This window comes from Sulfurimonas sp. (assembly GCF_028714975.1).
Classification (GTDB): domain Bacteria; phylum Campylobacterota; class Campylobacteria; order Campylobacterales; family Sulfurimonadaceae; genus Sulfurimonas.
On the sequence record NZ_JAQTLH010000002.1, the window covers coordinates 172,307 to 195,948 of the forward strand.

At 36.5% G+C, this 23,642-nt stretch carries 20 protein-coding genes; 14 read left to right on the top strand and 6 right to left on the bottom strand.

Annotation, left to right across the window (positions count from 1 at the left end; all coding sequences use genetic code 11):
* Nucleotides 1-7 precede the first annotated feature (7 nt).
* The 3 genes from PHQ93_RS02720 to PHQ93_RS02730 are packed head-to-tail and all read left to right on the top strand — an operon-like array spanning nucleotide 8 to nucleotide 2,559.
* Nucleotides 8-1,276, top strand: coding sequence for an RNA polymerase factor sigma-54 (locus PHQ93_RS02720; RefSeq protein WP_299940547.1), 1,269 nt, complete (start codon nucleotides 8-10; stop codon nucleotides 1,274-1,276).
* Between the two features lie 15 nt (nucleotides 1,277-1,291).
* Nucleotides 1,292-1,822, top strand: coding sequence for a hypothetical protein (locus tag PHQ93_RS02725; RefSeq protein ID WP_299940549.1), 531 nt, complete (start codon nucleotides 1,292-1,294; stop codon nucleotides 1,820-1,822).
* Nucleotides 1,813-2,559, top strand: a complete 747-nt coding sequence (locus PHQ93_RS02730; protein ID WP_299940550.1) for a TIGR02757 family protein — start codon at nucleotides 1,813-1,815, stop codon at nucleotides 2,557-2,559. The genes PHQ93_RS02725 and PHQ93_RS02730 overlap by 10 nt, the downstream gene beginning before the upstream one ends.
* Before the next feature lie 17 nt (nucleotides 2,560-2,576).
* On the opposite strand, the gene PHQ93_RS02735 is transcribed toward PHQ93_RS02730, so the two are convergent.
* Together PHQ93_RS02735 and PHQ93_RS02740 are read right to left on the bottom strand one after the other, a co-directional pair.
* A complete protein-coding gene (locus tag PHQ93_RS02735) occupies nucleotides 2,577-2,942 on the bottom strand; it encodes a diacylglycerol kinase (RefSeq protein WP_299940551.1) in 366 nt (121 codons plus the stop codon).
* 156 nt (nucleotides 2,943-3,098) lie between these two features.
* Entirely contained in the window at nucleotides 3,099-4,988 is a 1,890-nt protein-coding gene (locus tag PHQ93_RS02740) for an LTA synthase family protein (RefSeq protein WP_299940553.1), read from the bottom strand.
* Nucleotides 4,989-5,151: 163 nt separating this feature from the next.
* Between PHQ93_RS02740 and PHQ93_RS02745 the strand changes: the two genes are divergently transcribed.
* The 10 genes from PHQ93_RS02745 to PHQ93_RS02790 all read left to right on the top strand — a co-directional run bounded on the left by PHQ93_RS02745 (nucleotide 5,152) and on the right by PHQ93_RS02790 (nucleotide 17,737).
* Nucleotides 5,152-5,577, top strand: a complete 426-nt coding sequence (locus tag PHQ93_RS02745; protein ID WP_299940555.1) for a CoA-binding protein — start codon at nucleotides 5,152-5,154, stop codon at nucleotides 5,575-5,577.
* 12 nt (nucleotides 5,578-5,589) lie between these two features.
* The gene (gene ilvA / locus PHQ93_RS02750; protein WP_299940557.1) at nucleotides 5,590-6,792 is read left to right on the top strand and encodes a threonine ammonia-lyase; all 1,203 of its coding nucleotides are present in this window, start codon (nucleotides 5,590-5,592) and stop codon (nucleotides 6,790-6,792) included.
* A 7-nt stretch (nucleotides 6,793-6,799) separates the two neighbouring features.
* A complete protein-coding gene (locus tag PHQ93_RS02755; protein ID WP_299940560.1) occupies nucleotides 6,800-8,926 on the top strand; it encodes a hypothetical protein in 2,127 nt (708 codons plus the stop codon).
* Between the two features lie 68 nt (nucleotides 8,927-8,994).
* On the top strand, nucleotides 8,995-10,692 hold the full coding sequence (locus PHQ93_RS02760; protein WP_299940562.1) for an acetolactate synthase large subunit: 1,698 nt from the start codon (nucleotides 8,995-8,997) through the stop codon (nucleotides 10,690-10,692).
* Nucleotides 10,692-11,168: an acetolactate synthase small subunit gene (ilvN, locus tag PHQ93_RS02765; protein WP_299940564.1), complete on the top strand. Its 477-nt coding sequence runs from the start codon at nucleotides 10,692-10,694 to the stop codon at nucleotides 11,166-11,168. Before PHQ93_RS02760 ends, ilvN begins: the two co-directional genes overlap by 1 nt.
* Nucleotides 11,169-11,173: 5 nt before the next feature.
* Nucleotides 11,174-12,124, top strand: a complete 951-nt coding sequence (lpxD, locus tag PHQ93_RS02770) for a UDP-3-O-(3-hydroxymyristoyl)glucosamine N-acyltransferase (protein ID WP_299940565.1) — start codon at nucleotides 11,174-11,176, stop codon at nucleotides 12,122-12,124.
* Between the two features lie 4 nt (nucleotides 12,125-12,128).
* The gene (gene lpxD / locus PHQ93_RS02775; RefSeq protein WP_299940828.1) at nucleotides 12,129-13,079 is read left to right on the top strand and encodes a UDP-3-O-(3-hydroxymyristoyl)glucosamine N-acyltransferase; all 951 of its coding nucleotides are present in this window, start codon (nucleotides 12,129-12,131) and stop codon (nucleotides 13,077-13,079) included.
* 19 nt (nucleotides 13,080-13,098) lie between these two features.
* Entirely contained in the window at nucleotides 13,099-13,302 is a 204-nt protein-coding gene (locus PHQ93_RS02780; protein ID WP_299940567.1) for a hypothetical protein, read from the top strand.
* A 62-nt stretch (nucleotides 13,303-13,364) separates the two neighbouring features.
* Nucleotides 13,365-15,059 carry an autotransporter assembly complex family protein gene (locus PHQ93_RS02785; RefSeq protein ID WP_299940569.1) on the top strand — a complete coding sequence of 565 codons (1,695 nt, stop codon included), beginning with the start codon at nucleotides 13,365-13,367 and terminating at the stop codon, nucleotides 15,057-15,059.
* Nucleotides 15,056-17,737 carry a translocation/assembly module TamB domain-containing protein gene (locus PHQ93_RS02790; protein WP_299940571.1) on the top strand — a complete coding sequence of 894 codons (2,682 nt, stop codon included), beginning with the start codon at nucleotides 15,056-15,058 and terminating at the stop codon, nucleotides 17,735-17,737. Before PHQ93_RS02785 ends, PHQ93_RS02790 begins: the two co-directional genes overlap by 4 nt.
* A 3-nt stretch (nucleotides 17,738-17,740) precedes the next feature.
* On the opposite strand, the gene PHQ93_RS02795 is transcribed toward PHQ93_RS02790, so the two are convergent.
* The 4 genes from PHQ93_RS02795 to hisS form a co-directional block, all read right to left on the bottom strand.
* The gene (locus PHQ93_RS02795) at nucleotides 17,741-18,904 is read right to left on the bottom strand and encodes a pyridoxal phosphate-dependent aminotransferase (RefSeq protein ID WP_299940573.1); all 1,164 of its coding nucleotides are present in this window, start codon (nucleotides 18,902-18,904) and stop codon (nucleotides 17,741-17,743) included.
* Nucleotides 18,905-19,060: 156 nt separating this feature from the next.
* On the bottom strand, nucleotides 19,061-19,762 hold the full coding sequence (cysE, locus tag PHQ93_RS02800; RefSeq protein WP_299914191.1) for a serine O-acetyltransferase: 702 nt from the start codon (nucleotides 19,760-19,762) through the stop codon (nucleotides 19,061-19,063).
* A 9-nt stretch (nucleotides 19,763-19,771) separates the two neighbouring features.
* On the bottom strand, nucleotides 19,772-21,601 hold the full coding sequence (gene speA / locus PHQ93_RS02805; protein ID WP_299940575.1) for a biosynthetic arginine decarboxylase: 1,830 nt from the start codon (nucleotides 21,599-21,601) through the stop codon (nucleotides 19,772-19,774).
* Nucleotides 21,601-22,812, bottom strand: coding sequence for a histidine--tRNA ligase (gene hisS / locus PHQ93_RS02810; RefSeq protein ID WP_299940577.1), 1,212 nt, complete (start codon nucleotides 22,810-22,812; stop codon nucleotides 21,601-21,603). Before hisS ends, speA begins: the two co-directional genes overlap by 1 nt.
* Nucleotides 22,813-22,960: 148 nt before the next feature.
* On the opposite strand from hisS, the gene PHQ93_RS02815 reads away from it, so the two are divergent.
* On the top strand, nucleotides 22,961-23,638 hold the full coding sequence (locus PHQ93_RS02815) for a superoxide dismutase (RefSeq protein WP_299940579.1): 678 nt from the start codon (nucleotides 22,961-22,963) through the stop codon (nucleotides 23,636-23,638).
* Nucleotides 23,639-23,642: the final 4 nt, after the last annotated feature.

Consider the following 23,642-nt stretch of genomic DNA (forward strand, 5'->3'; position numbering starts at 1 on the left):
AAAAAATATGGGAGCACTCAAGCAGACGCAGAGCGTAGAAAATAAGCACAAACTTTCAAATACTTTGCGTAATTGGCTGCCGATTTTGCACTCTAGCTTGAGTGATTTGAGCGAAGCGATGTCCCCGTTTGTTGAGGCAAATCCGCTTGTAGAAGTGACTTCCGGATTTGAAGAGAGTTTTGAGAAGTTTATTCCAAAAAAAATCATAAGCAACTCCGTGAGCAACACAAGAACAGAACAGATAGAAGCGCTGACAATTGCAAGCCGTTCACTCTACGATGTTTTGGATGAACAGATAGAAGCTCCGCTTTTTCCGACTCCGCTCTCACAAAAAATCGCCTCTTTCGTAGTAGCAAATCTTGATGAAAACGGCTACTATGAGGGTGATAGCGAAGCTTTTTGTATTAAAGAAAATATTGACATCTCGGAATTTGAAAAAATTCGTCTAAGATTTGCATATATAGAGCCTGTCGGAATCGCTGCAAAAAATCTCTCGGAATCATTTTTGTTTCAGCTGGATAGCTCGGATGTAAGTGATGAGGCGTATCCGCTGGCTCTAAAAGTTATAAAAGATATAGAAAATATTTATGCCTACTCGGATGAGAAAAATTTTGCTGAAGTTATGCGAGTTCTGGGCACTTTTAAAAATCCTCCCGCCATCGAATACTTAGAAGAGTCATCTCAAGTAATCCCTGATTTGATGATTTACTTTAATGATGATGAATCCATAGAGGTAAAACTCAACGATGCTTACTATCCAACCATAAATATCGATACAAACTACGGTGTTGAACATGATTATGTGTCTCAAAAAATCAAAGAGGCAAAAGGTTTAGTCGATGCTCTTGATATGAGAAAAGCAACGCTTTATAAAGTGGGGTTGATGATAGTCGAGTATCAGTATGAGTTTTTTACCGGCGGAGCGATTATGCCCCTTACGCTTAAGACTTTAGCCGATGAGTTTGGACATAACCCATCAACCATATCAAGAGCCATAGCAAACAAATACATAGCCTGCAACAGAGGCGTATACGCCATGAAAGATTTTTTTACAACTGCTATTGATGAAGATGTCTCAAACGCTGCCATAAAAGAGTTTGTTGTAAATCTGGTCAAAAACGAAAATAGAAAAAAACCGCTAAGCGACATGAAACTTTTAGAGTTAATCCAAGATAAATTCAAAGTCCAAATGGTAAGACGCACTATCGCAAAGTATAGAAAACAGCTAAACATAGCAGGTTCAAGCGAGAGGAAAAAGCTTTATCATTTACATTAAAAAAAGAGGTGTTGTATGTTGCGTTATATGATAGTGGTCGTTTTTTTAATTGGTTTGTTATCTCCATTGATGGCTAAAGATACAGATACAAAGTTGGGATGTGTCGGAATTGATAAATTAAAAAGTTCCGTTACCCCTGTTGATTTGGCTGTTGGGGTGATGGAGTGTATAAAAAATGATAAATATAGAGAAGGTGTAGAGATGTATATGTTGTTTGGTGCTTATGGACAATTTGATACTCGAAGAGTTATTGATACATCTGCACATCAAGCTATACCTGCGCTAAAGATGTATATTTCCAATACGGTAACTGAAGCAAAAAGAGAAAAATGGTTACAAGCGGTAGATACTGTTGTAGATGATAAAAATATAGGTAAACTATGTACTAAAATAAAACAAATCGGTATGCCTTCGTATTATCCGGAATATATGATAGCGCATGGACTTCAAGCATTTAATGGTGGAGGCAAGAGTGGAGTATATGCCGATTTTCATGCAAAAGAGACTTGGGAAGGTATACTTGAAGGATATGTGCGTTGCAAATAAAAAAACTACTTGACGCAGAAGTTGCCAAACGCAACTGTGAAGGCGAAGTTTGCGAAGAGCGGCTAGACCCGATAATGGTTGCACACCGTTACTATGACCCGACCATCTCGCTTATATGCGCTTTTTTTGCATACGGAAATGTAAAGCAGATAGTGAAATTTTTAAACTCGCTTGATTTTTCGCTTCTGCAAAAAAGCGACGATGAGATAAGAGAGGGTTTAAAAAACCACTACTATCGATTTCAAAAAAGCGAGGACGTTATAGCTCTTTTTATCGCTCTAAAACGCCTAAACGAAAAAACAACGCTTGAAGAGGTTTTTAAGAGAGGTTATCTTAAAAACAGAAGCGTTATAGAGGGTATAAACTCTCTTATAAAAACTTTGCAGGAGATTTATCCGCACTCAACCATGGGATATAACTTTTTAATCTCTCAAGTAACCTTAAAAACAAAGGGAGCAGGGGCGCTTAAGCGATGGATGATGTACTTGCGCTGGATGGTAAGAAGTGACAATATCGACATGGGTTTATGGAACGGAGTCCATAAGTGCGACCTCATCATTCCGCTTGATACTCACACTTTTAATGTCTCTAAAAAGCTTGGACTACTTGGCAGAAAAAGCTATGATTTAGAAGCCGCAATTGAGCTGACATCTAAGCTCAAAGAGTTTGATGAACAAGACCCTTTGAAATATGACTTTGCACTCTACCGCATTGGGCAAGAGAAGCTTTTGGTATAATTAATCAGAGAGTTAAATTAGTTAACGAATACCTTCAGCAAAACTGCTGCCCAAGTTATTACAAATACAAAAATGCTTAAAAAAACGACGGTGCTTCCGACATCTTTGGCACGACCCGCCATGTGATGATGATCTAGCGTAACTAAGTCGACTACTCTCTCTATAGCACTGTTAATAGCCTCTGCTATTAGCATACCCATAAGTGATGTAAACATCAAAATTTTATAGACTAAAGTCGTGTCTATAAATATAATAACCGGCAGTAAAATCATGGTTAAAATAAGCTCAATTTTAAAAGATGTTTCTGTTTGAACTAAATCTTTTAATCCATTTAGCGCATAACTCGTGTTTTTGAAAAAATTATATTTCGGTTGATTTCTCAATTGGTTGTTTCCTTTTTTTATTTATTGATGTTACGCACAAATAGGAGCAAAGCCCCTATTTGTGGCAGGGACACTTCTGCCCCTTGCAACCCCCTAAAGCTACCAGCAAATGCGGGAGAGTAGAGGTTTTTACGCACTTTCAGTGCGTAAGGTCAATTATTTATACAGTTTTTTTTCATATAAATGGTCTAATGTTATAATAAAAGCCAATGCATCTTTTTCTAACTCTTTATCATCATCAATAGGAGTTAAATGGTTGTCTTTATCCAAATATGTAGCCGGATTTTTGTAAATAAATGTAGACGGCTTTTTATTTGGACTAATAACCGTAACTTTGTCATCTACTCTTAGGGCATACGATGTATGAAACTGCATAAGCGAAATGTTTTGTTTTTTATCGCTAAATATAGAGTGCCCCATTATAGGATATGTTAAATCTAAACCTATTAAATCAAGTGCTGTAGCAAGTACATCCGGCTGAGTTGCAATTTTATCATAAATTAGAGGTTTAATATCTGCTCCGAGTATAAGTGCCGGTATATGAAACATATCTACGGGAACTAAATCATTACCGTAAACTCTTACATTATGGTCTGCAACTATAACAAAAACGGTATCTTTGTAGTAAGGCTCTTTTTTTGCAAGTTCAATAAGTTTACCGATAGCATGGTCTGCATATTTAACGGCATTTTTAACATTGTTAGCAGGCACATCTTTTAGTAGTTCGATTTTTTCGTAAGGAAACTCAAACGGAGAGTGATTTGACTGCGAAAACATAACAGTGGCAAATTTCTGATTTTTGGCATGCATTTTTTTGAACTCTTCATTTGCCTTCTCAACTAGATCTCCATCACAAACTCCCCATGGAGCTACAAATGTTGGATTTTCAAAGCAAGGCTGATCTATGATTTCATCAAATCCGTTGCCAAGATACCAACTTCGCATATTGTCAAACCTGCTTTCTCCACCATACATAAAAGTTGTATGATAATTAAATGGCTTTAGTGCTGATGCAATTGTAAAGAAGTCGCTTTGAGATTTGTTTCTTTTTAATACTCCCTCACCCGGAACGGCATAGTTTCCTGCGGAGACTCCGGCAAGTCCTCGAATGCTTCTTGTGCCGTTTGAGTATAAATCTTTAAATAAAATACCCTCTTGGCTTAATTTATTTAAATTTGGCGTTATCCCCTTTTCTCCGCCGACGGATTCTACAAACTGATAACCTAAGCTCTCTTGTACAAAAATAACAAGATTTTTTGGTTTATCCGTTTTAAAATGACTCTCTTCAACTCTTGTAAGAGGGAGAGCATCATCTATATTTTGAATATTTAATCTTTTTCTAACACGTTCAAGCGCTTCTTTAGTATCCATTTTTCCATACTGCGCTATCATCTTTTGGCTGCCGTTTCTTGTATTGTCATATACGGCATAAACAATATTATAAATAGAATTTTTTGTTATCTCATTTACCATTCTGTTTGTGGTGTACATTGCATCGGACGTGTTGGCAGGTCTATGTCCGAATGAGGAGCGCACACCGATAAAGAGCAGTAATAACAGCGGTATAAACAGAAGCAAGCGTTTTTTATAACTTGTTTCAAACATTTCGATAACACTATCTTTAACATATTTTAAATAGAGATAGATAAAAGTGCCTATCATACTAAAAGCTACAAAGAGCTCTAGTTTGTAATCGGCAAATATCATAGAAAAAACTTCTCTCGGATAGACTAGATACTCTACAAAAAGGTAGTTAGGTCGTACATCGTACTGGGCAATAAACGGGAAAGTTGCATTTTCTATGTAAATAATTATTGATAAAATTACTAAAAAGTAGTATTTTAGAAATTTATTTATAAAATATTTAAACTTAGAGGGACTTAGAGTTAAAAGAATTAGCGGTATAAGCAGAAAAACAGATGCAGTTATGGTATCCATTCTTAGCCCATAAATAAAAGTCAACCAATAATCTACACCGCTATCTTTGAAATTATCAAAATAGAGTATAAACAGTAGCAATCTACCGATAAAAAATAGAGACACCATATATAGATAATATTTAAGCAGGTGTTTGAACATGTGGATTTTTGCCTCGCTGATGTATTTTAAATTTGAATTTAATATTAATGAAACTATATAATAAAATTAAAAATCTATAGTAACAACAATATAAGTTGGTTATAATTACTAAAAAAAGCAAGGGATGTTTATGGAGTGCGAATTTCCGACAATTAATTCTAACAAGCAAGAAATACAAGAAATTTTTAATATTACTAAAACTATAGCTATCTTAGGTCTCTCACCGGATGAGAGCAAAGCAAGTCACAGAGTAGCAAAATATCTTCAAGAACAAGGCTTTAAAATAGTTCCGATTTATCCGAAAGAGGAGACGATTCTTGGAGAAAAGGTATATCGCTCACTTTTAGAAATCCCTTTTGAAATCGATATGGTAGATATATTTAGAAAACCGGATGCTCTTCATATGGTTGCCGATGCTTGTATACAAAGAGGCGATGTAAAAGTTTTTTGGGCTCAAAAAGAGATAGTAAATAATGAAGCGGCTAAGAAAGCAAAAGATGCAGGTATGATGGTAGTTCAAAATATGTGTACGATGGTAGAACATCGTGCTTTATAAAAAGGGTTTTTATTGTTAGATATACATAAAATTTACGAAGCAAGAGAGAGAATAAAAGGCATCGTAGTAGATACGCCGCTCTCTTATGCACCGTACTTAAGTCATCTAAGCGGGTGTGAAGCCTACTTAAAGAAAGAGAATCTTCAAGTTACGGGCGCTTTTAAGATAAGAGGCGCATATAATAAAATCGCAACTCTAAGCGATGTGCAAAGAGCGTGCGGAGTTATAGCTGCCAGTGCCGGAAATCACGCTCAGGGAGTCGCACTCTCTGCTTCAAAATTTGGGATAAAAGCCGTGATAGTTATGCCGGAGTCTACGCCTCTTACAAAAGTCAACGGTGTAAAGCATTACGGAGCAGAGGTAATACTTGCAGGAGCAAACTACGATGAGGCGTATGCTTATGCCCTAAAATACGGCAAAAAAAACTCTTTGACTTTCGTTCATCCGTTTGAAGACGATGAGGTTATGGCTGGTCAGGGAACTTTAGCGCTTGATATACTAGATAGCTGTAAAGATTTAGATGCCGTAATAGTTCCCGTCGGAGGCGGCGGACTCATTTGTGGTATGGCGTGTGCCTTTAAGAGTATAAATCCAAATATTGAGGTAATAGGCGTTAGCGCAAAAGGCGCTCCGGCGCTTAAAAACTCATTTGATTTAAAAACGCCTGTTGACAGTTTAAGTGTTAGAACGATTGCGGACGGGATCGCCGTTCGTGATACTTCGCCGATAACATTAAACTATATGCTTAGTAGTGTAGATAAGTTTATAAGCGTGGATGATGAAGAGATAGCAAGTGCGATTTTATTTCTGCTAGAGAAGCAAAAACTTGTCGTAGAGGGTGCCGGAGCTGTTGGTGTTGCCGCACTTTTACACAATAAGCTTGAACACTTAAAAGGTAAAAAAGTAGCGGTCGTTCTAAGCGGCGGAAATATGGATGTAACGCTTTTATCCGTCATAATAGAAAAAGGTTTGTTAAAATCCGGCAGAAAGATGAAACTTACGGTAACACTAATCGACAAACCCGGTTCATTGATGCGTTTTACAGAGATACTTCAGCAGCTAAATGCAAATATAGTTCATATAGCCTATGACAGAACCTCTATTTCGCTTGACTACGGCGATGCAAATGTAACAGTGCATGTAGAGACGAAGGGCGAAGAGCATCAAAGAGCTATTTACAAGGTGCTAAAAGAAGAAAATTATATAAGAGATTAAACAAACTATGAATCCGACAAAAAAAAGTAATTTTGATGAAGCGATTGTTTATACGCAAATTTTAAACGCTAGATTGCTTTTAGTGGTCGATGCCCTTACGACTTTACGACTTTTAAATATAAATAGTCTTGAAGTAGAAAATGAATTTAAAATTGCCAATCTCCATATTGCATACTCGACAAAAGTTATCTCCTTTACTTCAAATGCAAGATACTTTGCTATGATAAGCCAAGACACCAAAGAATCAAGACTTTATGAAACAAAAAGCAAAAAAATTATTGCTACGGTAAGCAGACACTTAGGTGGAGCCTCTTGTATCGGAATTGATCCAAAAGATAGATATATGTTTTCATGCGGTGATGACGGAATAACATTCGGAGTAGATATTAAGAACGGACAACTTGCATTTACTCTTCCAAGACATAAAGACACTCTTCTTGATATAGCTTTTAGCGATAACGGTAAATGGGTTGCAACTGCTAGTTATGATAAAAATATATTTTTATCTGATTTAAGTACGATGACGCTGGCAGCTAAATTAAAAGCCCATTCGGCTCCCGTGATGAAATTACAATTTTTAAGTGATAACAGACTCTTTAGTATAGATAAAAACGGCGGTGCAGTTATATGGAATCTAAATAATTTTAAAGTAATTACCAGACTTAAAAACGTACATGACGATGTTACCGCGATTGTGGTCGGCGATGTTGATATGTTTCTTTTCTTGGGCACAAAACTCGGATATGTTTTAGTTTATGATTTAACTACCTATGAGCAAATTTCAAGAAAATATATAAAACTTGATAATGCGATTACAGCTTTAAATTTTAATGAAACGGATAAAGAGCTTATCGTTGCAACTGATCGTGGAGAGCTATTTTTTTACGATATATTTAACGGTGAAGATCAGTTTGATGAGTTGTTAAAGCAGAAAAAATATAAGTTGATGCATAGCCATATAGAAAAAAATCCGCTATTAAATTATACGAAAGCTTCTAAAATTTTTGCAGTTTTATGGGAAAAAACGGTGCAAAAAGCAAAAGAACTTCTTGAAAACAGCGAAAAAGACAAAGCCATAGAAGTTTTTAAAAATTTTATGGAAATTCCGTCTAAAAAACAGTTTGCGCAAAAACTTATTCAAGAATATGCGGAGTATGATAAATTTTTACATTTTGTAAAAAACAGAAAAATTGCTTTGGCTTATGCTATTACAAATATTCACCCCCTATATAAAGAGACGAAAATTTACAAATCTATGGAGTTAGAGTGGGAAAAATCATTCGAACTGGCAAAAAAATATTTTCTTGATCCAAAACTAAGTCATAAAGTTCAAGAAATTTTAGCTCCATATAGAGGAATAAGCGATAAAACAAAACTTATTCAAGAGCTCACCTTAAATGGGCAGGTTTATAAAAGATTTAGGGATGCAGTAGTACAAAAAGATTTTAAGTTGTCGTTTGAACTTGTTAAACAAAACCCATTTTTAAAAGAGTATTCCGAGTACAAAGCTTTGATGAAATATTCCGATACTCTTTATATGAAAGCTCAAGTTTTACTGGGTAACGGCGATACTCACGCAGCGATAAAAATCTTTCGTATTTTACTAGATTTTGAAGATTTTAAGGATGAAGCAAAAGAGAGTATAGTTCGTATTGAAAATAGGCAAAAGTTTTTTAATGCTATAAAAGAAGAAGATATAGTTTTAGCTTACAATCTTTTAGATGAATTTTCCGATTTACAAGAGAGCCAAGAGGGTAAGGAGCTTCAAATGCTTTGGGAGAGTGATCTGCTAAAAGCCAATGAGTCCGCTTTTTGTGCAGATATACTTGGGATAAAAATCGTTTTAGATAAATATATGAAAATAAAGTCAAAAAATATTGCAATCGCTAATGTTTTGTCAAGATATTACATAACGCAGCTTGAGAACGCTCTTAAAGAAAATATAGATCAAAAAATTATAGAAAACGGTATTAAAAACTATATTTTATATTATGGATTGACGGAAGAAATTGAATTTTTCTTTGATGATTTTAAAGTACGATATCCTGATTCAAAATTAAATATAAAATCGCAAATAGAGGGTTCTTTAAGCAGTTGGAGACCTTCAATGATAGTTAAATCCATATTAGATTAAAATTTTTAACTTGTAATATAGTTCATTTTTTATATAATTAGCGAATTTTTTACGATAGGAGACTTTTCATGCAGATAAGTGGCGCGCAGATGGTCATTGAAGCTTTAATTGCAGAGGGTGTAGATACCGTCTTTGGCTACCCCGGCGGAGCAATTATGAATGTCTATGATGAGATTTATAAGCAAAATAGTTTTCACCATATTTTAACTAGACATGAACAAGCTGCCGTACATGCTGCCGAGGGTTACTCAAAAGCAAGCGGAAAAGTCGGTGTTGCCCTCATTACAAGCGGTCCGGGGTTTACAAATGCAGTTACGGGACTAGCTGATGCTTATATGGACTCAATTCCGTTAGTCGTTATAAGCGGGCAGGTTCCTATGAGCCTCATCGGAACGGATGCATTTCAAGAGATAGATGCCGTCGGGATTAGCCGTTCTTGTACGAAACACAACTACCTTGTAACGGATGCTTCGGATTTACCGCGCATACTAAAAGAGGCGTTTTATATAGCAGCAAGCGGTCGTCCCGGTCCGGTTCATGTGGATATCCCAAAAGATGTAACTGCTCAAATTGCCGAGTTTGACTACTCGATTGAGTTAAATCTTGAAACTTATAAACCGCATGTAAAGGGCAACCCTCGTCAAATTAAAAAAGCGATGGAAGCGATTGCTAAAGCAAAAAGACCTATTTTTTATTTAGGCGGCGGTATTGTAAACTCGAATGCGGCTTATGAAGTTAGAGATTTGGTTCATGCTACGGGTATTCCTGCGGTTGAGACATTTATGGCTAGAGGCGTCTTAAGTCATGATGATGATTTGCTAATCTCTATGCTCGGTATGCACGGTTCATACGCTGCAAATATGGCTATGAGCGAGACGGATTTGGTTATCGGCTTGGGTGCCAGATTTGACGACCGCGTAACGGGAAAACTCTCCGAGTTTGCAAAAAATGCAGGCGTTATACATGTAGATATAGATCCGGCTAGTATCTCAAAGCTTGTAAAGGCCGATTTTCCGATTGTCGGCGATGTTAAAAATGTCGTAAAAGAGATGTTGGAATCAGTATCGTTAATCAATCCGACAAAGTATGAAGCTTGGAGAGAGACTATAAGAAATTTTGAGGAGCTTCATCCGTTAACTTATCATGAAGACAGTGACAGATTGAAACCTCAATGGGTTATACAAAGAGTGGGTGAGTTGTTAGGCGACGGTGCAAATATCTCTACGGATGTAGGGCAGCATCAGATGTGGACGGCACAATTTTATCCGTTTACCCGCCCTCGCCAGTGGATAAGCTCCGGCGGTCTTGGAACAATGGGATTTGGTTTTCCGGCGGCTATGGGTGTAAAAGTAGCTTCACCCGATAAGATAAGTATAAACTTTACGGGAGACGGTTCTATTTTGATGAATTGTCAGGAGTTAATGACTGCGGTTGAGAAAAAAATACCGGTAATTAACATCATACTAAACAATAACTATCTTGGAATGGTTCGTCAGTGGCAAACACTTTTTTACAACAAAAGACATAGCCAAACAGATCTAAGCGTTCAACCTGATTTCGTAAAACTTGCAGAGGCATTCGGCGGTATCGGATATAGAGTCCATACGAAAGAGGAGTTTGATGCGGCACTAAGAGATGCTGTAGAGAAAAACATAGTTACTTTTATAGAAGTTATTGTAGAGAGATTAGAAAATGTTATGCCTATGGTACCTGCGGGCGGATCACTGTTTAATATGATGCTATTAGAGAAAAAGGAGAAAAAATAATGCAAGATGAAAGTGCAAGAAGAGTTATCTCTGTAATCGTCGTAAATGAAGCAAGCGTGCTCTCTCGTATTACGGATCTTTTTTCGGGTCGCGGTTACAATATCACATCTTTGACTGTTGCTCCGATTCCAGATAGTAGATATTCAAGGCTTACGATAGTAACTTCGGGCTCTATTAGAGTGATAGAACAGATAACGAAACAGCTTCATAAGCTAATACCTGTTTTAAAAGTTTACGAGCATGCCGATTTGGTTGAAAAAGAGATGGCTTTAATGAAGTTTCCTATATCTGAAAACATCACTGATATCGCTACTTTATGTGCAGCTTACAACGGTAAAATCGTTAATGTGGGAGATAATGTATTTATAGCAATGGTTGCAGACGAGCCAAAGAGAGTTGAAAACCTACTCAAAATAATTAGCAAGTACAATCCAAAAGAGATTGTAAGAAGCGGTGCCGTAGCACTAGAGAGATAAAGAAAGTGCTATTTAGCGATGTTGCTTCGCATCTAAAACTACAATATTTCGGTGAAGATTTAGAGATAGACTCCATGAATGAGCTAGATTTATCTTCACCCTCACAGCTGACTTTTGCAGTTCATAAAAAATATGCTTCCAAATTATTATCTTCAAGGGCAAAAGCATATCTCATAACCGATACTTTAGTGGAGTTTCTTCCAAAAGACTCCTCGTACATAGTTTGTGACGATGTATCAATCTCAATGGCTTATGCAACAAAACTCTTTTACAAAAAACCCATAGAACCGCAACTTCCGCAAGCCGTAGTAGGTAAAAACAGTTATATAGACACTATGGCAAAGGTGGAAAACGGTGTTATTATAGGTTCAAATGTAACCGTTATGGCCGGTGCATATATCGGTACAAATACGGTTATAAATGATAATACGATTATTTATCCGAATGTAACTGTTTATAGAGACTGCATTATAGGAAGAGATTGCATTATTCATGCAGGAACGGTTGTCGGAGGCGATGGATTTGGCTTTTCTCATACAAAAGAGGGCGAGCATATCAAAATATACCAAAACGGAAATGTCATCATAGAAGATAGCGTAGAGATTGGTGCAAACTGTGCAATAGACAGGGCAGTTTTTAACTCCACTATAATCAGAAAAGGGACAAAGATAGACAACTTTATTCATATTGCACATAACTGCGATATCGGTGAGCATTGTATCTTTGTAGCGCAAACAGGGGTAGGCGGTTCGACTAAACTGGGTCGCAACTGTGTCGTAAGCGGACAGAGTGCTTTTAGCGACCATATAGATATAGCGCCGTTTTCTACTTTTACAGCCAGAAGCGGTGTTACAAAAAGCATCTTAGAGAGCGGAGGGGTTTACAGCGGTTATCCGCTTATGAATCATAGAGATTGGAAAAGGCTTCAAGCAAGGATAGGGAAGTTACAGGAGTAAAATGATGGATTTAAGAGAGTGTGCGAAAATAATAAACAGTGATTTTATGGGTGAGAGTTTTGAAGTAACAAAGATGAATACTTTAAGAGATGCCTCAAAGAGTGAGATATCTTTTGTTGCAAACTCAAAATATATAAAAGATATTCAAAATTCAAATGCCGGCGCTATAATAGTCGATAAACAGACAAAAGAGTTTGTTCCTGAGGGTTGTATTGCTTTAGTGGTTGAGAGTCCTTACTGGGAGATGGCAACGCTCTCAAAATATTTCGCTCCGCCTATTGAAGATGCTACTCTTGCCAAACCTCAAATAGGCGAAGGCACGATTGTCTCACCAAAAGCCGAGATTGCAAAAGGTGCGGTAATCGGCAAAAATTGTACGATTATGGCGCATGTTTACATCGGTGCAAATACCCAAATCGGCGATAACACGATACTATACCCGAGCGTAACTATCTACAGAGATTGCAGAATCGGGAGTGATTGCATCATCCATGCAAATACTACAATCGGAAGTGACGGTTTTGGTTTTGCGACAAATAGACTCGGTGAGCATAGAAAAATTTATCAAAACGGCAATGTCGTAGTAGAAGATAATGTTGAAATAGGCAGTTCAACTACGATAGACAGAGCCGTTTTTGGAACAACGCTCATAAAACACGGCGTTAGAATCGACAATCTTGTTCAAGTCGGACATAACTGTGTCATCGGAGAACACTCCGTTCTTGTCGCTCAAGCAGGAATTTCAGGTTCGACTACGATGGGAAGAAATGTAGTTATGGGCGGGCAGAGTGCTACTGCAGGTCATTTAAGCATAGCTCCTTTTACGACTATGGCCGCTAGAAGCGGAGTGACAAAGAGTATCAATCAAAGCGGATTGACATTTGCGGGATTTCCTTTGGTCGAACACAAAATATGGCTTAAACTTCAGGCAAAAATTGCTAGACTAATCAAATAAAAAAAAGAGGTGGTTTTGTATGCCAAAAACAATTTTGCTAAAGGGAACTAAAAAAGGCGTTATTTCCGTAATTAAAATAGATGAGCCTTACGGTAAGGGCAGTCATAGTGTTGCGAGCATAGGAGTGTCTTTAGTCGGAGATGAGAATGAACCGGAGTGGAAAGTTCATATTCCGTTGGAAAATTTAGATGAAGTTATAGAGGCTCTTAAGGAGTTAAAATAGACTTCTTGCAGTTTTGCAAGAAATTTTTTGCCTAGAATAGGGCGTTTTTGAATGGAGTGTAGTTGAAAAAGAAGCTATTTCTCTTTTTTTTGTTTTCTACACTTCTTTTTGCCCAAAATACTTTGCTTTTTTTTGGCGGAAACAGAGCACTGACATCAAGAGAACTTTATGACGCACTAGAGATTCATAAGCCGCGTTTTTATGAGTTTTATGCCGATAAGCCTTCCATCGAATTAAAAGATATCGAGTTAATTAAAGAGACCCTCAAAAATTACTACAAATCCAGAGGTTTTTATCACGCAGAGATACTTCATATAAATAATGAAAACAGCATCACAATCATCATTGAAGAAAATGACCCGATTATCGTAAAGAGCGTAGCCAAAACATCAAGCTTAGATATCGGTAAAAAAATACCCTTTAAAGAGGGCGATATATTTGACGCAAATAAATTTACTCAGAGTAAAAAAGATATAAAACTTCTATATGCAAATAACCATTTCTGCGATATTTCTATAAATGCAAAAGCATGGGTTGATATAGAGCAAAACAGCGCTTATCTGACATACGATGTATTGCAAAACGAGAGGTGTCATTTTGGAAAAATAGATGTAAAGCCGACTGAAAATATTGATGCAGATATATTAAAATCTATATTATATATAAAAGAAGGCGAATTATTTACAACAGATAAGATAACAAAAAGTTATGAAAGTATCTATGGATACGAGGGTGTCTCAAAAGCTATAATAGATACAAATACGGATAAAAACGGCAGTGTCAATGTTACTTTAAGTGTATTTGAAAATGAAAAATCGATTCGCACCCAAGCAGGAGCAGGTGTTAGCAGTGATGAGGGAGCTATGCTTTTACTAGGAGCAAAGCACAGAAATTTTTTAGGCAATCTAAAAACAATCGGGATTGAAACGAGATTGACTCAAATCAAGCAGACAATTAAAACTAATTTTGATATGCCTCTTTTAAACAAAAATTTTACCGGTTTTGAAGTCGGATACGAGAATGAAGAATTTACGACTTTTAAAGAAAACAGAATTTCGGCAAATATTTTTTTAAAGCAAAATTTTTTACCTCATACATTTAAGGAGAGTCTGGTTTTTGATAAATCCAGAACATACGATAGCAACGATGAAACGCTGTTTCCTAAGAGTTCTCTATTTTTAGTATCTCCAAAACTTGAGTGGAATTATGATACGAGAGATAAGATACTAGAAGCAACAAGCGGATATTTTGTAAATTCTCAGATTATGGGTTCGTTAAAAAGCAGTGTCTCGGATGCGTCTTATTATAAGTTTAAATTAAACGGCGGATATATTTTCCCCATAGATGATTATATTTTTGGATTAAAGGCGACTTTCGGCTCACTCGGTGTAAGTGACGGGTATATCCCCTCATCTTATCGTTTTTTTGCCGGCGGAATGTACAGCAATCGCGCCTACGGTTATAGAAAACTCGGTCCGACAAATAGCCAAAACGACCCAATCGGTTCGGATTCTATTTTAGAAGCGACTGCCGAGATGAGATTTGACATTTACGGCAGTTTAAGAGGAGTCCTCTTTAGCGATAATACATATTTGGGAAACGGCAGCGTACCGAGTTATGACAACGGATATTATAGTGCAGGTTTCGGACTTCGCTATAAAACCCCGATTGGACCGATTGCTATAGATTTTGGTTTTGATATAGCAGACCCGACAAAACAGTACGCTATTCATTTTCATATCGGAGAGCTGTTTTGATAAAAAAAATCTATCTTTTTTTTTCAAATATATTAAAATCTCTGATTTTTTTAGCAGCGGTAGGATTTTTTATTCTATTTCAAGAGGATATCGCCGTATATTTGGCAAAACAGCAGCTAGAGGAGTACTCTATCGAGTATAAATCTATCGAGGGCAGACTCTTTGACGGAGTTGTAGTAAAAGAGTTGAAATATAAAGATATCGTAAAAATAGACGAACTAAAAATCAATTATAATTTTCTTATGCTTCTAACACCGACTCCAAGGTTAAAATCTCTCAGTGCCGAGGGGGTTTATGTGGACGCCGACAAGGCTTTAAAGCTATCAAGCACTCAAACTACGCCGTTAATCTTTGCTCTAAACATCTCAAATATTGATTTAAAAAATGGGAAAGTTAGATATAAAGAGGAGCTTTACTCTTTTGATTTAATCGGTTCTGATTTGAGTATCAGAGATAAAATAGACTTTGAAAATATTGTGCTAGATTTAAATACATCCTATGGTAAAGCATTTATAGAGGGCAATATTAAAGCAAATCATCTAAGAGGTAAATCTGTTCTTTTAGTAGATAAAAAGATAGAAGAGAGGTATCTTGGTTTTTTGGCATATACACCGAAAAAATTGGATGTAGATTTGGATATATCTACTACAAAGATGAATCTAAAAACATCGATAAAAAAAATAACACACAAAGAGATAGAAAATCTTGAGTTAAATAGTGCGGATATAAATCTGATTTATAATTTTAAAGATGATTTTTTAACCATATTTGCGAACTATAAGGCTTTTTATGAAAATTTAGAAGCTTTTGTAAAGCAAGAGAGCTTGGTTAGATTTGATGCAAAATATGAGTCAAAACTAAAAGTTGATTTTATAAAAGATGGTTTTGATTTGCCTTTTAAAGATTTTGTCATGAAGATAAAAACAGATAAAAACGGCAGTAAAATTGATTTTGCTGCACAAGATATCAGTATAAAAGTAGATACGCGAGATTATAAAAAATTTTTATTTTACGCAGATACAAAGTATGCAAATTTTGACGGCAAGTTTGAGGTAGATAAAAACCTTTCAAGCTTACATTCCGAGGTCTATCCAAAAAAAGATATGCCCTATTTTAATGAACTTAAACTTGAAAAAATCCCTAAATTCAACCTTTTTGTATCCAAAAATAGAGATGAGATTAGAGCCGACTTATCTACAAACCTAATTTCTTTAACGCTTCAAAAAGGCAATACAAACGACATAAAAGGTATAGCAAAAATAGGCTCAAGCAGGTTTGATATTGTCGGAAATTTGGATAAAAAATTATTTCAAGTAGATTCAAATATAGAGTCGTTAAATGCTCTATTTCGTGAGCTTGATTTAAAACTTTATGATAAAAATATACTTTTTGATGCAAAAGTCAAAGCAAACATGGTCATCTCTTATAAAAACGAGCTTGAAATAACCGCAAGGCTGGATTTGCCTTGGTATACATTAAAACTGAATTCTCAAAGTTCATATACAAATAAGGATGCTTTTTTTGAATTTTTTTATAAAAATAGTGAGGTTACTCTTCAAAGATATAAAGTTGAGATACTAAATTATAAGATACATTCAGATAAGCCGTCAAAAGTTGTTATAGATAAAAACGGCGATATAGCACTTAGAGAATTTTGGATTTATGACAATCTACTCTTAAGCGGGTTGGTAAAACTCTCAGATATGAGCGCAGATATTAACATCAAGAGTGATAATTTTCATTATGAGACAAAAGATGTAAATGTTACTTTAAAGATGGATTTGCAGGCTACTTTAGATAGTACGGGCAGAGAGAAAATCGAGGGCGATATAACTATCTTGGGCGGAAGCGTAATGTATGCTTTGCAAAAAGAGTTTTCTATGGGTGATGAAGATATTATAATCATACAAGATATAAAAAAAGAGGATAACAAAGAGAGTAAAAAAGAGAATAGAGAGCTTAACATTCGCATAAATTCATTAAAACCGATGAGTTATAAGGTAAAAGATGTGGATGTTACTTTTACTCCTGATTTAACGCTCTATCAAGAAGCAGGCGCGCAGATGAAGTTGCTAGGAATGATAACCATTCATAAAGGAAAGGTTATTTTACGCGATAAAATTTTTGAGTTTGATGAGAGCGAGATCTACTTTTACGATGAAAAATATACAAACCCATACTTAAATTTAAATCTGCATTACCATACGCTTGACTATGTAGACATAGGCATTTTTATAACAAACAGGGTCGATTCACCGGTAATACTTTTCTCTTCAAATCCGCAAATGAGCCAAGAAGATATAATGTCGTATATCCTATTTGGCGGCAGCGCCTCATCCGTTTTCGACTCAAGCGGCAAGAGTTCCAAAACGGCATTAAGCAGTGCGCTTCTTGGAGCAGGCTTAAAAGAGCTGCTAAACAAATCAACAAATTTAAAGATAGATACTCTAAATATTTTGACAAATGATAACGGTACGCTTGGATATGAGATAGGAACCAGATTTAACAAAAGAATCCGTATTGTTTATAAAAATAATGAAATTTCAACACTAATACTTCAATACGGCATAAATAAATCAGTACGAATAGATGTCGAAGTAAAAGAGACAGGGCAGGGAGTTACTATATACTATATGAAAGATTTTAAATCTCCGCAATGGGGAGATTTAAAAAAATAAGTTTTAAAGTTCTTTTATAAACTCTTCGATTCGTTTAATACCCGTGCGGATACTCTCTATATCGGTAGCAAAGCTGAATCTTGCATATCCTTCGCTTCCAAAGCCTACACCCGGAACTAAAGCTACGCCTTTTTTCTCTAAAAGTTCCTTACAAAACTTCATAGAGTCGTTAGAAACTTTTTTGATATTGATAAAGAGGTAAAAAGCGCCGTCTGGTTTATAAACACTAAGCCCGTCAATAGCATTTATAAGTTTTACGGCTTCATCGCGGCGTTCTTTAAATGCTACTCTCATCTTCTCTATATCCGCATCTGCATCACCGTTTAAACCGACAATCGCAGCTTTTTGAGTAATAGAATTGATATTTGAAGTGCTTTGACTTTGAAGTTTTTTAGTTGCTTGGATAATCTCCGTATTGTGAGCAGCCATATAACCGAATCTCCAACCCGTCATAGCAACCGATTTACTAAGACCGTTAATGGTTATAGTTCTTTTATACATATCTTCACTAACAGCCGCAGCAGATGTAAACTCACCGTCGTAGATAAGTTTTTCATACATCTCATCGCTTGCAACGATAACATCTGTTCCTTCTAAAACTTTACCGAGTGCGGTTAGTTCCGCTTTTGAGTAAACAGAGCCTGTCGGATTTGACGGGCTTGTAAGAACTATCATCTTTGTTTTTGGAGTAAGAGCATTTTTTAACTGTTCTGGAGTGATTTTAAATGAACTCTCGTCATTCGTTTCAATCTCTACAACAGTTCCGCCGTAGTATAGAACAAGTTCAGGATAAGTAACCCAGTAAGGAGAAGGGATGATTACTTCATCGCCTTTTTGGATTGTTGCCGCAAAAAGATTAAACAAAGAGTGCTTTGCACCGTTGTTTGTGATAATCTGATTTGGAGCGTAAGTTAAGCCGTTATCTCTTTTGAGTTTATTTGCTATGGCAGCTTTGAGCGCAGGAATACCGTCTACGGGTGTGTATTTTGTAAAACCTTCATTTATAGCCGCAATTGCAGCATCTTTTATAACTTGTGGGGTGTCAAAATCAGGTTCACCCGCAGAAAAGCTTAGTATATCTTTGCCCTGAGCTTTTAGCTCGCCCGCGAGTGTTGAGATTGCAATTGTAATTGATTCAGATAGTGTATTTACGCGATCTGTTAGCATTAGTAACCCTTTTTCTTTTAAATTTATCACGCTAAATGAGCAAAAGCCCATTTAGCTACGCTAGCCGCTATGGCACTAAAGCTTGCCACATAATGTGGCAGAGAACTTCTTGTAAAACAGCAAGAAATTTATTTGGCGAATTATACTAAAAAAAATTTAATTTTTCATTGCTCTAATGAATGATTCGTAAATATTTTCAAGTTCTAAATCTTGTTCAAGAAGTTCTTTGTTGTCCTCGACTAAAATATGCTCTAAAACCGCAACGCGTTTTAGTAGATATTCAAACATCTCTTTATTGATGTCAGGGAGTAGGTTGTGCATTAACGGCTCTTTACATCTTCCTTTTTCTATCACATGAGCAGGAATACCGATAGCCGTAGCGTTGTTTGGAACAGGTTTTACTACAACGGAATTTGCGCCTATTTTTGCATATTCGCCGATAACTATATTTCCTAAAACCTTTGCTCCCGCGCCGATAACGGCACCTTTTTTGATAGTCGGATGTCGTTTTCCTTGCGTTAGAGAAACACCGCCTAGAGTAACGCCTTGATAGATTAAAACATCATCTTCTATGATTGCGGTTTGTCCTATTACGACACCCGTTCCGTGATCTATAAAGACTCTTTTGCCGATTACGGCTCCGGGGTGAATGTCTATGTTTGTAATAATCTGGTTTAGTCCCATGATAATTCTAGCTAAACTTTTAAAGTTAGCCATATAGAGTCTGTGCGCTACTCTGTACCAAGCAACAGCCCAGACACCGGGGTAATTAAATAAAAAATCAAATTTAGAGTTAAGGGCTGGATCATTGTTATAAGCATTTAAAAAATCTTCTTTGATTTCAGCAAAAAGTCCCAAACTAAACTCCTAATTGGTAGTTCTTAAATAACCGTTTTGTTGTAAAAACAGTTCTAATTTTGCAAGTGTATCACTTTTTTCTTTTTCTGAAATAAACTTTGAATTTGACAAATCATTTTTCAGCTTAGTATGTAAAATTTTTGAATCATACCCGATGGAGTCCAAAATATCTAAAATACTTTTTGATTCAACGGCATTTTTTACTTCGTACGAGTGTTCGTCTATAGTAATCGTGTATTCGCTGGGATGAGTAAATAGGTTATGATTCATTCCAAGCGTTTCTTGATATGCGCCGACATTGAAAAAACCTAAAAAATACTCCTCTTCATCGAGATTTACATCATGTAAGTAGAGAGGTTTATCGGGATTAAAGCCTATCTCTCCGTCGCTGTCGCATGTAATATCCCATAATGATGCAGCTCTTAGAGGTGTTGAGTTTAGATGATGCAGAGGCATAACGGGAAAATGCTGATTTAAACCCCAGTAATCAGGCAAGCTTTGAAAGATAGATGCATTGATTAGGTATCTTTCTTGAAGTTTTACCTGTAGCTGTGCAAGTTCATCGGTCGGGTTTGCGGATTTTAGATAAAGCGCTCTTTTTATGATATTGTGAACTAAAATTTCGGCATTTGAGCGGTCTTGCAGGTCAATATAACCTAAATCAAAGAGGGTAAGAACGGACTCCATGTGGTCAAGCGCATCGTGAAGATACTCTATACAGTTTGTATTGTTGAGTAGTCTGTTTAGTTCAACCAACTCTTCGATAAGAGGTGGGTTTACCGTTTTAAAGTTGAGAAGTTTTTCTTGATAATCTTGTGTAAAAAGTTCCAAAACAGGCGTAATTAAAACGGCGTGCGAAGCAACGATAAATCTTCCCGATTCCGTAAAAATATTCGGATGAGAAACATTTTTAGCGTTCATAATTTCGCCGAGCAGGAAAACGACGCTGCTTGAAAACTCGTCAATGGAGTAGTTGCGTGAGTTAAGATGCGCATGTTGATTGTACTCTACTGCCAAACCGCCGCCGATATTGATATTGTCTAAGCTTGTAGCGCCCATTTTTTTAAGTTCAGCGTAGATGTTTCCTGCTTCACGCAGAGCTTTTTTCAGAGGTGCGATATCCGACATTTGAGAACCGATATGAAAGTGAATCATACTCAAATGCTGTAATAAATCCGCCTCTCTAAGAAGCGTAATAGCTTCTATAATCTCCGTAGATGTCAGACCGAATTTTGCATCCATACCGCCGCTTTTTGCCCAGATACCGCTTCCCGTGCTGTGAAGTCTTACCCTAATTCCGATATTTGGTACTTTTAAATCGCACTCTTTGGCAACTTCTATGATGGTTTCAAGCTCACCTAAACCCTCAATCGTAATTGTGATATTGTGTCCGCTTTGAGCCGCTATAAAGCCTAAAGTTATCATCTCTTTATCTTTAAAACCGTTAACGGTGATATTTGCGCCGATTGGAGTTTTGCTCATTGCTAAAATCAGCTCCGCTTTAGAACCGGCTTCTAAACCGTAGTTGTATTGTGCTCCTTGAGATGTGACGGCTTCTACGGCGTGCGGAAATTGATTTACTTTGAGCGGGAAAACGGCGTTAAATTTACCTTTATAGTTATTTTGCTGTATCGCTTTGTCAAAATAGTTGTATAGAGTTCTGATTTGAGCTTTTATTAGATGCGGAAATCTAAGTAAAATAGGACCTCTCACATCATCTGAACGAATGTCTTCAACGATTTGAAGCAAGGATGGCATACACTTGTAGTTTAACCTAATTTGACCGTTTTCAATTATAAAATTATTATTAGACCAAATATCAAGACCGAAATTATTCATTAAAACTCCTCTAAAGTCACCGTTTTTTCTGTTTTATCTTTTAGATTTTTTACCCAAATAGTACCGCTTGCAATCTCGTTAGAACCGATTACGGCACAATATTTTGCATTGACTTTGTCTGCGGCTTTGAGATGATTTTTAAGATTTTTTGTTTTGTAGTCTATTGCAACGACATCAGTTTTTCTCTTATTATGTGCAATTTTAACAATCATATCTATCGCTTCGTCATCAAGCGCACCGATATAGTAGCCATCTTTTTTTACTTCAGGCATTACTATAAGTTCCATCAGCCTCTCAATCCCCATAGCAAAGCCGACGGCAGGAGTAGCTCTACCGTCTAAAAACTCAACAAGTCTATCATATCTTCCACCGCCTGCTATCGCGTTTTGGCTTCCGATGTTATCGCTTACAAACTCAAATGCGGTTTTGGAGTAGTAGTCAAGCCCGCGGACAAGATTCGTATTAACTTCATATTCTATATTATTATCTTCTAAAATCTTTTTAAGAGTGTTGAAATCATTGCCGCAATCAGAACATAGATGATTTATAAGTTTCGGAGCACCTATGTATAGTTCTTGGCATGAGCCGTTTTTGCAATCAAGCACTCTAATCGGGTTGGTGTCTACTCTGCGAACGCAATCTTCGCAAATCCCGCCTTCGCACTTTCTCACAAATGCAACAAGCTCCTCACGATAATTAGGCATACAGTCGTTACAGCCGAGTGAATTAAGCTGAAGTCTGTACCCGATGCCGAGCTCTTTTAGTATATCGCTTACCATCATAATCATGGAAGCATCTTCATAGACGCTATCAACGCCGAAACTCTCGACTCCAAACTGATGAAACTGTCTTAAGCGACCTTTTTGCGGTCTTTCGTATCTAAACATAGCTCCGTGGTAAAAAAAGCGGTGTATTCCGCCTGCACGGTCAAGTTTTTTCTGTATAAATGCACGAACTACTCCCGCAGTTCCTTCAGGGCGCAAACAAACATCGTTTTCGCCTTTATCGATAAACTGATACATCTCTTTGCCGACAATATCACTTGATTCGCCGACTGAGCGTTTAAAAAGAGCAGTTTCTTCCAAAAGAGGGGTCTCGATAAAATGAAAACCGTATCTTTGAGCAATTTTTGTAGCAGCGCTTATGAAATATGTAAATCTCTCATAATCATCACTTAAAATATCATTCATCCCTCTTAACGAATTAATCATTGACTTCCTTTATATCCGGTATTGTTTTTTAAGTTTGAAAGAATACCATTTTTACCTTTATATTCTATTTTAGAGGATTAAATTAATTTTAATAATAGAATCTTATACTTAGGTTTGATAGTAAATTTTAACAAATGAGGATACTAAGATGATAGAGTTACCGAAACTGCCTTTTGCCGAGAATGAACTTGAGCCTTTCCTTTCAGCACAGACACTGCAGTACCATTACGGCAAACATCACGCTGCTTATGTAAATAAGTTAAATGAGCTTATCAAAGGGACGGAGTTTGATAAGATGTCTCTCTCTTCCATTATCCGTGATTCGGAGGGAGCTGTTTTTAACAATGCGGCACAGGTTTTTAACCATACTTTTTATTGGAATTGTTTGAGTGGCTCCAAATCTGCTCCTAGCGGAAAATTTTTACTCAAAATAAATAATGATTTTGGTTCTTTAGAAGCCCTAAAGGAGGAGTTTATAAAAGCCGGAACAACGCTTTTTGGATCAGGTTGGGTATGGTTGGTTAGAGAGCCTAAAGGGCAATTGATGATTAAACAGACGGCAAATGCACATACTCCCCTCTCTTCCAATCTTATACCTCTGTTTGTATGTGATGTATGGGAACATGCCTATTATATTGACTATAGAAATCTGCGCTTAAAATATTTAGAAGAGTTTTGGAATCATATTAATTGGGATTTTGCTACAAAAGCATTTGAAAAAACAGATAATGAGATTTTTATAGGAATAGAGCCTTGCAACGATATTCATGATTCTTTTTGCCAAATACTAGATGATATTCAAAATCAAGATAGAGTTACTAGCTAAAAAG